This window comes from Chthonomonas sp., assembly GCF_035294505.1.
GTDB lineage: Bacteria > Armatimonadota > Chthonomonadetes > Chthonomonadales > Chthonomonadaceae > Chthonomonas.
In genome coordinates, this window is sequence record NZ_DATGKU010000168.1 from 1 (window position 1) to 10164 (window position 10164).

General features: G+C 56.4%; 11 protein-coding genes and 1 riboswitch. Of the genes, 4 read left to right on the forward strand and 7 right to left on the reverse strand.

Annotation, left to right across the window (positions count from 1 at the left end; translation table 11 throughout):
* The 5 genes from VKV18_RS09555 to rodA form a co-directional block, all read right to left on the reverse strand.
* Positions 1 to 1641, reverse strand: a 1641-nt coding sequence (locus VKV18_RS09555) for a DUF6785 family protein (protein ID WP_324203979.1), incomplete at its 3' end; no start/stop codon positions are given.
* Positions 1642 to 1781: 140 nt separating this feature from the next.
* Positions 1782 to 2663, reverse strand: coding sequence for a phytanoyl-CoA dioxygenase family protein (locus VKV18_RS09560; protein WP_324203980.1), 882 nt, complete (start codon positions 2661 to 2663; stop codon positions 1782 to 1784).
* Between the two features lie 52 nt (positions 2664 to 2715).
* Complete coding sequence (locus VKV18_RS09565; protein WP_324203981.1) at positions 2716 to 2940, reverse strand: hypothetical protein; 225 nt, start codon at positions 2938 to 2940, stop codon at positions 2716 to 2718.
* 89 nt (positions 2941 to 3029) lie between these two features.
* Positions 3030 to 3863, reverse strand: a complete 834-nt coding sequence (locus tag VKV18_RS09570) for a DUF1559 domain-containing protein (protein WP_324203982.1) — start codon at positions 3861 to 3863, stop codon at positions 3030 to 3032.
* 138 nt (positions 3864 to 4001) lie between these two features.
* Positions 4002 to 5105: a rod shape-determining protein RodA gene (gene rodA, locus VKV18_RS09575; RefSeq protein WP_324203983.1), complete on the reverse strand. Its 1104-nt coding sequence runs from the start codon at positions 5103 to 5105 to the stop codon at positions 4002 to 4004.
* A 71-nt stretch (positions 5106 to 5176) separates the two neighbouring features.
* Here rodA and VKV18_RS09580 point away from each other — a divergent pair, with 71 nt between their 5' ends.
* Positions 5177 to 5965, forward strand: coding sequence for a hypothetical protein (locus VKV18_RS09580; RefSeq protein WP_324203984.1), 789 nt, complete (start codon positions 5177 to 5179; stop codon positions 5963 to 5965).
* On the opposite strand, the gene coaBC is transcribed toward VKV18_RS09580, so the two are convergent.
* Entirely contained in the window at positions 5942 to 7198 is a 1257-nt protein-coding gene (gene coaBC, locus VKV18_RS09585) for a bifunctional phosphopantothenoylcysteine decarboxylase/phosphopantothenate--cysteine ligase CoaBC (protein ID WP_324203985.1), read from the reverse strand. The genes VKV18_RS09580 and coaBC overlap by 24 nt on opposite strands.
* Positions 7195 to 7815, reverse strand: coding sequence for a guanylate kinase (gmk, locus tag VKV18_RS09590; protein ID WP_324203986.1), 621 nt, complete (start codon positions 7813 to 7815; stop codon positions 7195 to 7197). The genes coaBC and gmk overlap by 4 nt, the downstream gene beginning before the upstream one ends.
* A gap of 79 nt (positions 7816 to 7894) precedes the next feature.
* Positions 7895 to 7980, forward strand: a riboswitch (Fluoride riboswitch).
* A gap of 39 nt (positions 7981 to 8019) precedes the next feature.
* On the opposite strand from gmk, the gene VKV18_RS09595 reads away from it, so the two are divergent.
* Genes VKV18_RS09595 through VKV18_RS09605 form a run of 3 tightly spaced genes read left to right on the forward strand, consistent with a single transcriptional unit; the run spans position 8020 to position 9955 of the window.
* A complete protein-coding gene (locus VKV18_RS09595; RefSeq protein ID WP_324203987.1) occupies positions 8020 to 8736 on the forward strand; it encodes a DUF6062 family protein in 717 nt (238 codons plus the stop codon).
* Positions 8733 to 9473 carry a DUF6062 family protein gene (locus VKV18_RS09600; RefSeq protein ID WP_324203988.1) on the forward strand — a complete coding sequence of 247 codons (741 nt, stop codon included), beginning with the start codon at positions 8733 to 8735 and terminating at the stop codon, positions 9471 to 9473. Before VKV18_RS09595 ends, VKV18_RS09600 begins: the two co-directional genes overlap by 4 nt.
* Positions 9470 to 9955 carry a hypothetical protein gene (locus tag VKV18_RS09605; protein WP_324203989.1) on the forward strand — a complete coding sequence of 162 codons (486 nt, stop codon included), beginning with the start codon at positions 9470 to 9472 and terminating at the stop codon, positions 9953 to 9955. The genes VKV18_RS09600 and VKV18_RS09605 overlap by 4 nt, the downstream gene beginning before the upstream one ends.
* Positions 9956 to 10164: the final 209 nt, after the last annotated feature.

A 10164-nucleotide genomic window follows, 5' to 3' on the forward strand; every position in this document is an offset into this window, starting at 1 on the left:
CATGTAGGTACGCCAGTCGTTGACCTTGGCGGTGGCGGCGCCATACTGATAGTAGCAGGTGAGGACGGCGGCCCAAGAGGAAAACGTGCCAACCACAATCGCCACCATAATGACCGCGGCCACGTGGCGCAGATTCATCCGCGTGCTCTCCCCGATCTTCATGGCTTCCAGATGATTGGGCATCTGGGTTGTGCGCATATCCAGGTCTTGCCATAACAAAATATTCAGGCCGATCTGGTCTGCAGGGGTGAAAGCCTGCGTACCTCCTGCAGCCCGCATAAGGCTGTGTACGTTCATATCCGGCCCGAATCCCCACGGCAGGCCGGCCTCCGCCCGCATTCGGGTGAAGGTGATGACGTAGAAGTAGAACAGAATGAAAAACACAAGCGGCACCCACCAGCTCATGCCGATGGCCATGCCGAAGGCCACCAAGAAGATCAGACCGCCCACCGCCCCCACCAAGGCGAGAGGATAGGGCAACGGCTCGTTGGCATCGTCGAGTTGCCGTCGTTGCGCCCGCGAAAAGAGGCTCCGTGCTGCCGCTTTAATATGCCGCCTGGCTCCGTAGAGCGCGAAGAGGGCTACCATAACAAATGCGCCGGCGGACTGCTCGCCCAAATACGGCATGTCGGCGGCTGCCATGCTCGCGCCAGGCTGGTGGTAGCCAAGAGCGGTAGCCACCACATTTTCCATTTTGCCGAAGAGATAGAAAAACCACAGTGAAAACGCCACGTCGAGCGGCAAAAAGTAGGTTAGCCCGATGACAAGCGGATAAAAAGAGAGTTGTAGCGTGCCTACTCCGTTCCAAGGAGGGTTGCTGAACAGAGGCGTGAGATCGAGGCGCGGGTCGCTCGGCTTAATGGGGAGGAAGGGAATGTTGGGATACAGATAGTTGAGTGAGGCCAGCGATTCGAGCACCACCGGAATGATGAAACCGACCCAAAGCAAACGGTTAGCAAACAGATCGCTAGCCCAACCCTCCTTGCTGATTTCGAGGGGCAACTGCGTAATGGGAAAGCTCAGGCGCTCCTGATCGGCCCACTGCCGTCGAAAAAGCGTGGCCATACAGAGCATCACTCCAAGCAAGACGATGATATAGAACGACCATACCAAAATGGGAGAGAGCCAACCCAAAATATGATCCAGACGCCAAAAACTCGATTGGCCGGTAAAATAGGCCTTAACCACGCTCTCCTTCGGGAGCAGCCAGGGACGCACGGCGGGCAATAGCTTCTCCTTCCAATGGTTCTCCGGAGTGCCGTAGTAAAAGACATCGGCCAAAAAGGTGTTGAGAAACTGCATCATCCCGATGCCGGAGATGCCGATGGAGACCGTCTGCATGATGTAGATGTACATGATCTCGGCCTGGGTGAGCGCATACTTAGGCAGGTAGCGTTTGAGCATAAAGTTGATAAGTAGAATAACAAAAAGAGCAAAAACCACGGCGATGATCAACGACATAGCGGCCAGGTCGGTGGCCTGCGCCACGATCTCGGTGTACTCGTTCCAAAAACACATGAGAGGGATAAGCAGCACACCGATGAGGAATGCACACGGGGTGATCCCCATCCCATGCGTTTTGCGAGAGGAATCTCTCGGCGCCGACGATATTGGGCTTGGCGGCAGCATCTCTGCGCTCACGAAAGTCTCCTATGAGGCTTAGGGAATTAAGGAAGATTTTAGCACAGCAGGAAGGTGACGGCTGTCTAGAACGGCGGAACCCTCGCCAGGCGGATCGGAACAAACTTTAAAAAAGCGCCTGACGAGGGACGGTTTTAGGCCTACACACGATGGGCCTTCATGCCTTTGGAGTTGGCCAGGGCCTGTTCCCAAAGCGAGCACCACTTTGTGTAGTCCCAGAGCACACTTTGTGGGTTGCGCCGACTGCGCACCACAAAATCGGGGTGGAAGGGCCTACCGGTTGGCTCGCCGGTAGGCTGATAGCGCAGATCGAGGCTCCAACGCACCTGATCGGTGTAGTTAGGGGTAGAACGATGCGGTGTGTGACGATGCATAATCACCATGCCTCCCTTGCGCACGGGCACCGGCCTTGGCTGGATGTTCGGAAGGCACTCCGGGCGAATCGTGGTACCCCCTTCGGCTTGATGAGGCAGATATCCAAGCTTCCAAGCGCCGGGCATCACCTCCATGCAGCCGTTTTCCACGGTGGCATCGGCGAGCGGAATCCAAAAAGTAAGGATGTTGGAGCTGTCGGCCTCCTCCCATGTTACGGCAGCATCCTGGTGCCACGGCACGTTGTAAAAGCCGGTACCCTCGCCGGTGAGCGCGGCGGGCAGCTTTGAGCGGATATGCTGAATGGGGTTACAGGTTATTTCGGGGCCGAGAAGCTGCTCGGCGATGTCGAGTAGGCGCTCGTTATGTAGAAAGGCGAACGTGGCAGGCCCTCGCACGTACATGATGTCTAGCCCTTCGGTAATTTGAGGGCACTGGGCGTAGAGAAGGGCGATGCGACGTTCAAAAGGGGCATCGGGAAACAGGTTTTGAATCTTGCCTTCCGACGCGAGCGCCCGGGCCTTGTTCTCCACCCAATCGGCATACTCCGTGATCACAGGGGCAAGGTCGTCCTCTGTAAAGACGTTTTCGACCACCAGCACCCCTTCTTCATGAAAAGACTTTACCTGTTCTGGCGTGAGCCGAGACATCGTGAGACCTCCCCATTTCGATTCGGTTTGTGTTAGTTTGTGCAAGGCTCCCCTATTTTCCTGTTGGCCCCACGTTCTGATGGCTACGTATCTGCTGAATGGCAGCCGCTTTTGCTGCAGGTGGGATGTGTGGGTTGTTTTCGATGGCCTGAATCTGCTTGTTTGCCAAATCGGCGGGGTTTTGCTTGGAAGAGTCGATGTTGGCATTATTTCCGTTACAGCCCACCAAAAGGCTAAAGAGCAGCAGAGCAATACCGCATCTATGTAAAGGTTTCATGCGTTCTAATCCTCCATGAGATAGGGCCTAATAGATGAAGAGGGGCTTGACTGTTTAAGGCAGTCAAGCCCAGTTTTTTTCAATGTGTTTTAGTAGGGTTCATAGATAGTTGGCCCCACGCCCGTTGGGCCTGGGTAGATGTTGTAGTACCAGTTGATGCTTCCCCGTGTCATGGCCTTGGCATGCCCGTCACAAAAAGCAACGTTGGTGGTATTGGTGTGGCGATAACGTGGGAAGAGGCCGCAGCCATCCCAGGTACCCGTGCCGTTGGTGTTGGTGTAGTCGCAGTCGTGGTTCATGCTTTGGTCGAGGTCATAGTGCGGGCCGTTGTGCGTTGGCTGACCGTTGACAGGGGCCACATAGTCCGTCCATGCCCATTCCGCAGAATCGAAAACGGCGAAGCCCCAAGGCGCGTCATTTTGTCCTTTCTCGGCGATCACGATGGTGGATGCCGGGGTCGGCAGGGCCGCCTCGGTGGCGACATGCACGTTGCTCGCCGGGTTCCACGGGCACCAACCATCATTGGAGATGCTATTGTTGATGCCGTACTGCCCACTCTGATTGCTTGGGAAGGAGGGGCAATGGAAGATACCCCCTTGTCCCCAGGTCACGAGGTTGCCGGCCGCATTGGCATAGCGGTCGCCGTTTTTAATGTAGGGATAGATCGAGTCATGCCAATAGTGTTGGTCTTTCCAGGTTCCGGGGTCGGAGAAGTACTGGTCCATGGGGTAGGTTTCGTCGTAGTCTTGGAGATACATCATAAGCCCGGTGCCTATCTGTTTCATGTTAGACAGGCAGGTAATCGCACGCGCCTTTTCGCGAGCTTGGGCAAAGACGGGGAAGAGAATAGCTGCGAGTATCGCTATAATCGCGATGACCACGAGCAGCTCAATGAGGGTAAACCCGCGTTGTTTTGAGTTCATCGAGACCTCCTTTGGTTTGGAATTGAGGAAATAAGCGAAACGCTTCGCCTCGACAGGGTCGAAACGCTTCAATAATAGAGACGCACGATAAGCAACCAAAGTTTCGCATTTTTTGAAAAAGAACGATGCGCATAATCCTTAAAAAAGTAACTGGTGGCGATGTACCGATACACTCTCTAACAAGCCAATGCTAAATAGCGTGACAAGCACGTTGCTTCCTCCGGCGGAAATTAACGGCAGGGGAACGCCGGCAACCGGCACAATGCCCACGTTCATTCCAATGTTGACGACCACATGAAACGCGATCATCGTCACCACTCCGGTGGCCACCAGTTTGCCGTAGATGTCCTCATCTACCTCCGCAATGATATGATATCCTCGCCATAGCAGCCCGGCGTAGATTAAGATAACAAGGATGCCCCCTACCAAGCCTAACTCCTCACCGATATCGGTAAAAATGAAGTCGGTCTGCTTCTCGGGAATAAACCCCCCCTTTACTTGGGTGCTATGCAACAACCCCTTTCCCCAAATTCGGCCGGAACCAATGGCGATGCGGGCTTGCACCACATGGTAGCCCGACCCAGAAGGATCGGCTTCAGGATCGAGAAAAATCGTAAGGCGCTCTTTTTGGTAGGGACGAATGATCTTGTTGGAATGCCAGACAACGGCAAAAAGCGCCACGCCGGCGAGCGCGAGGGCACCGATCTTGCGCAAATCGGCGCCGGCCATGAACACCATGCCCGCCCAAATCGCCACAAGCACCAAAGAGGTGCCGAAATCGGGCTGTTTGAAGATCAATAAGGTGGGGACGAGAATGTGCCCAAGCGATGCGAAAAGGGTACGCCAGCTGCCTATGGTCTCTTGATGCCTCGCAAGGTAGGTTCCCAACGTCAATATGATAAAGAGCTTTGCCGTTTCGGAGGGTTGAAACTCGAAGCCTGCGATCCGTATCCAACGCGCAGCCCCATTCGTTTTGTGGGCGAAAATGAGCACCAAGGTCAGCAGCAGGAGATTCACAACATAAAAATGGCGTGCGGTTCGCTGGTAAATATGGTAGTCTATCCATGTGGCCGCGATCAGCCCCCCATACCCTAATACCATCCATAGAATCTGCTTTTTATAGGCGGGACTGGGATCGGCGTGGGTAACGCTGTAGAGAACGACGAGTCCCACAATCGTCAAAAGGAGAGTGAACAGCAGAAGAGGCCAATCCAAGTTTTTTCGCAAGCGTCGCTCTAGCATAGAGATGTTCACCTCGTTTTCTTTCGACGACCTCTTTGAGGTCACAAGGGCTATGGGCAGGAGGTGCAACCGTGAGATGTCTTTACACGATGACCCTGCTGCTTTTAAGCAGTTGGCTCCTCTTACCGGCTAAGGCGCAAAACGATCCGTTTCTCGGCCCTAATCGCTACCCGCAATATCGTAATCTCTCCGGGCTGGCGGGCGGAGGGTTTGGTGTGGATGCCGAAGGCTACCCCTCTCTTGTAGGGCCAACGGCCTACTCTACCCCCATCGCCTACGTTCCCGGACACGATCAAATACGGATATTGGGCGCGAAAATGAGCTTCACAAGCCTGCCGGACGTTCGCATCGGTCACACAAACGGCAGCGGCGTTTTCCTTTATGGACACACTTTTGGTAGCCTCAACGTCGCCTTCTCCGATCTCATTAAAAGCTCGCAGTGGGACCAAGCGCTTAACCTTCAGATCGGTTGGATACCCCCCTCTCCCACCGCTCCGGCCTTCTCTTTAGGCGTTCAAGACATCTTCGGGCATGGCGGAGCTGCCGGGGAAGGGGTGCCCGGCGATGCCGCCTCCACTCGCTCCGTGTTTGCCGTGGCTACCTGGTGTGTGCCCTGGCGCCATCCACTCTATCTAAGCGCCGGCATCGGCAGTTGCCGGTTTCGTCAAGGGTTCGCATCTGCAAGTACGCCCTTAAGCCGGGGGCTGCGCGGCTGGATCGAGTACGACGGATTCGGCTTCAACGAAGGCCTTCTCTGGGCGACCTGGAAAACAAAGATGGGCCTTCGTGCCGAGACGGACTTCACCGTGGGCTTTATTCGTAGCCGCTATTTTCTTTTAGGCGCCGGCATCGGGTTTTAAGGGCTTCGCCTTAAGAAGCGGGCGCACCGCCGCTAGAAGTCGATCGGCCACCTCGCTTTTGGGCAACAAGGGCAGCGGCTCCTGACGTCCGTCCGGCCACAGCAGCGTCACCACATTGGTATCCGTCTCGAAGCCCGCTCCTTCCTGGGTGACGTCGTTGGCGACGATTAGATCGAGCTTTTTGGTTTCGAGCTTATAACGGGCGTGCTCTAGCAGGTTCTCTGTTTCGGCGGCAAAACCCACTACGACCTGATGGGGGCCTTTACGCCGGGCCAATGTGGCCAAAATGTCGGGAGTGGGGTGTAGGGTGAGAACGATGTCGCCGTCTCGCTCCGATTTTTTCAGCTTGTGTGCCGCCCTTTGCGCTGGGGCATAGTCCGAAACGGCGGCGGCTGCAACGAAGAGATCGCATGTCGGGAAGTGGCTTTGGCAGGCGTCGAGCATCTCGGAAGCGGTTTCAACCCAAACCACGTTAACGCCGGGCGGCACGGGCAGGTTTGTGGGGCCGCTGATCAGCGTTACCTTCGCCCCACGGCGCTGTGCACGCTCCGCAACGGCATAGCCCATCTTACCGCTCGAACGATTTGAAAGAAACCGCACAGGGTCAAGCGGCTCGCGCGTGGGGCCGGCCGTCACCAAAACATGGATGTCGGCGTAATCGCGCATCGGGAAGAGCGTGTCCACTACGCAGCGAACGATGGTTTCCGGCTCGGCGAGCTTTCCTACCCCCACGTCCTGACAGGCGAGCAGGCCGTACTCCGGCTCGATAATGCGAACCCCGCGTTCCCGCAATAGGCGTAGATTGGCCTGCGTGGCCGGGTGTTGCCACATCACCGTGTTCATGGCAGGAGCCACCAGCAGAGGCGTGGAGGCGGGCACGGCCAAAAGGCAGGTGGTGAGCATATCGTCGGCGAGGCCGTGGGCCATATGTGCCAAAATATCGGCGGTAGCCGGTGCCACCAGCACCAAATCGGCGGATTGCGCCAGGTCAATGTGGGCAATGCGACGCGCATGAGGCTCTTCAAACACATCGGTAAGGACAGGATTGCGTGTAAGAGCGCGAAAGGTGGCAGGCCCGACGAACCGAGTCGCTGCCGCAGTGAGAACCACATGCACGTCCGCCCCCAGTTTTCCGAGGCGGCTGCATATGTCGGCGGCCTTATAGGCGGCGATGCTTCCGGTGACCCCTAAAAGAACCGATTTTCCCGCAAGCAATACCTCTTCGGCACTCATGGGTTTCGTATCCTCAAGCGTTCGGCGAGGATGATGGCGCGTAGTCCCTCGCAGGCCGTTTCCACCAAGTCGTTGATGACGCAGTAGTCGTATCGCGGCAAAACCGCCAGCTCCTCACGGGCGATGCGAAGTCGCTCTTTAATACGCTCCTCGCTCTCGGTTCCTCTTTGAATTAAACGACGCTTCAACTCGTGCAGGGAGGGCGGTGCAATGAACACGAGGATCGCCGTAGGAACTATCTGCTTCACCTGAAAAGCCCCCTGTACCTCGATTTTTAGCACAACATCCAGCCCCTGCTCCAGCTGTTTTTCTACCGGCTCTTTCGGAGTGCCGTAATAATGACTCCCGTAGCGCGCATATTCCAAAAACTTTCCTTCCTTAATGGCCTCTTCAAACTGCGGTAAGGAAAGAAAAAAATAGTCTTGGCCGTCTCTCTCGCCCTCGCGCGGCGGGCGTGTGGTGGCGCTAACGCTTCGTACGACTCCGGGCGTTTGGGTTAAAACCTGTTCGATGATGGTATCTTTCCCCACTCCAGAGGGACCGGATACCACCAGAAGGTTCCCACGCTGCCGATGCGGCAACACAAGCGCCTCGCCACTCTGCTCTTCTTCTCTCATAATGCAAGCAGTATAGCACAATCCTAAAAGAGGTTGCACGAACTTTCGACACTTGACAGAGCCGAAGTTTTGGGTTACATTGTGCATCGGCGATGGAGGCCGCCGGGGCGCCGCGTTGTTGCTGCCCAAACCGCTCTCTTTTGAGCTGATGGCTCCTAGCTCACACTCTCATTAAGGGCCTTGTGGTGGGCCTAGGAGGAGAAAATGTTGAAACGGCTGCGTCTTGGCGCTGCCTGGCGGAACACCGCCTCTTTTGTGCACCGGCGCCTCCAAAAGCGTCGAGCGGATAAGCACCTCCTGTTTTACGACCTCCTTGCTGCAGTCCAACAGCCGGGCTGTCCCCTCTGCCGCCTCGTTGCCGATGCCGGGGCGCGTCGTCTCGCCTTCCTTTTTCACGAGGAGGTAAACGACCCTCCTACACGTCTGCGGCTGCGCGCCTCCCTCGGTTTTTGCACACGGCACGCCCGACAATCGGCTCACCCTGGAAACGCCTTGGGGTTGGCCATTATCTATAAAGACCTGGCCGAACGCGCTCTAGAACGCCTTCAGAACCGCGATCGCGCCCTCTTGCAACAAGGTTGCCCGGAATGCGAGGAGGAGAGGCGCGACGCGGAGCGTTTTGCTAGGGCCCTTGCCGCCGACCTACTTGAGCCTGAACTTCAATCGGCCTACCTCAAAGGGGAGGGCCTTTGCATTCCCCATTTGCAGTTGGTTGGTCGCTTTGCGCCACCGGAAAGTTGGCGCTTTTTGCAGAAGGTGGAACAGGAGCGCCTGCGCCGGCTTGCCGAAGAGCTAGGCGAGTTTATCCGCAAAAACGACTACCGTTTTAGAGACGAGCCTATGGGCGCGGAGCGCAATGTGTGGCTGCGTGCGCTTTGTAAATTTTCCGGCCAGCAGAATAAGGAGGAGACCACACCATGACCCACTCGCTCTTCACCGCCACATTTCGCTTGGCCTGCAGTCAACCGCGCTGCCCTTTTTGCTGGATGCTAGAGGAGGATGAACGACGCTATATGCGCTCCCTCCTCCACGAGTACACGCTTGCGCCCGATATCCATGCGCATCTGGCGGCCTCTGCCGGCTTCTGTGCACGACATGCACAGGTGCTTGTCGAGACGGAATGGGCGATGGAGAGAGATGGGCTAGGCACGGCCACCCTCTATGAGAGCGTGCTGAAGCAACTGGAAGCGACAACGGCGAAGGCGCTTGAAACCTCCCACAAGCGCCCGGTGCTTCGCAAACCAGAACCGAATGAGATGTGCGAGCGCATTTTGGTAGCGCTACGCCCACAAGAAACCTGTTTGGCCTGCCTGCATAGCCGCCAAAACGAAAGGTTTGCCCTGCAGAGTTGGGTCGAGTACCTGTCGGAAGAGGGGCTTGAGGCCGACTTGGCGCAAACCTATCTGCAGGCATGGGGGGTCTGCTTTCCGCACCTACTGCGTTTGCTGGAGCAAAGGCCCTCTTTGGAAGTTGCCAGATGGTTGCTGAATGACTTTCAAACCAAACTGCAGCAGCGTCGGAAACGCTTAGAAGCCTATATTCACAAGCACGATGTGCGCCACCGCCATGAGCTAAGGGAAGAAGAACGCCACGCATGGATAGAGGCCGTTACGCTGACGGTGGGCGATTTGCTTGAAAGACGAGGAGGCATGCTATGACCGACGGACACAAGCGGCATCTCATGGCCACACTTTTGGCGGTGGAAGAGACAAGCCGTCAAATCGAGCAGGTCGCCTGTGAAGGGCGTAGCCCCTCCAGCAATCAAAAATTAACCCCACTCGACGCCGCCTCGTGGGCGGTTTTCGCCGATTCGCTTCGGCAAATGCACAATGACCTACAGGCCTGCATAAGGCAGCTTTTGCCGGAGACACAGCAGCATGAGGAACATCGCGAAGGGTTGTCCGTAACCCTCTATTGGCTCTCGGTGCTTTTGCTTCATTTGGATGAAGAGATCGTTGAGGATTTAGACCCCAAGAAGACCGTACCAAAATTCGGGCCTCTGGAGCCGGTAGAGCGCGAAGCCCTTGAGACGACTGTGGCTCAAATGCATCGAGCCGTCGAGCGGATGCGCCAACAGGTCGAACGCCTTCGGCGTCAAGGCGTGCAGGAAGAGGGGAGGGGCACAGGGAAAAATAAATAGAGAACTCTAGGAAGGAAGGGGATAGCTTCTAGTTGAAGACCTATCGTGTTGGAGTGGCCTGCATGTCACACGACCATGTGTGGGGCGAGTTGCGCCTGTGGCAGCAGCAGCCCGGCGTGCAACTGGTTGCAGGTGGAGACGACGAGCCGGAGCTTTTGGCCAAGCTGGAGAAGGAGTTTGGCGTAAAGCGCCTTTACCCCTCGTGGCAG

Excerpts from the sequence above, each read along its gene's own strand:
- VKV18_RS09600 (WP_324203988.1), top strand. The coding sequence starts at position 8,733 with ATGACCCACTCGCTCTTCACCGCCACATTTCGCTTGGCCTGCAGTCAA.
- VKV18_RS09560 (WP_324203980.1), bottom strand. The coding sequence starts at position 2,663 with ATGTCTCGGCTCACGCCAGAACAGGTAAAGTCTTTTCATGAAGAAGGG.
- VKV18_RS09570 (WP_324203982.1), bottom strand. The coding sequence starts at position 3,863 with ATGAACTCAAAACAACGCGGGTTTACCCTCATTGAGCTGCTCGTGGTC.
- rodA (WP_324203983.1), bottom strand. The coding sequence starts at position 5,105 with ATGCTAGAGCGACGCTTGCGAAAAAACTTGGATTGGCCTCTTCTGCTG.
- VKV18_RS09605 (WP_324203989.1), top strand. The coding sequence starts at position 9,470 with ATGACCGACGGACACAAGCGGCATCTCATGGCCACACTTTTGGCGGTG.
- gmk (WP_324203986.1), bottom strand. The coding sequence starts at position 7,815 with ATGAGAGAAGAAGAGCAGAGTGGCGAGGCGCTTGTGTTGCCGCATCGG.
- coaBC (WP_324203985.1), bottom strand. The coding sequence starts at position 7,198 with ATGAGTGCCGAAGAGGTATTGCTTGCGGGAAAATCGGTTCTTTTAGGG.
- VKV18_RS09565 (WP_324203981.1), bottom strand. The coding sequence starts at position 2,940 with ATGAAACCTTTACATAGATGCGGTATTGCTCTGCTGCTCTTTAGCCTT.
- VKV18_RS09595 (WP_324203987.1), top strand. The coding sequence starts at position 8,020 with ATGTTGAAACGGCTGCGTCTTGGCGCTGCCTGGCGGAACACCGCCTCT.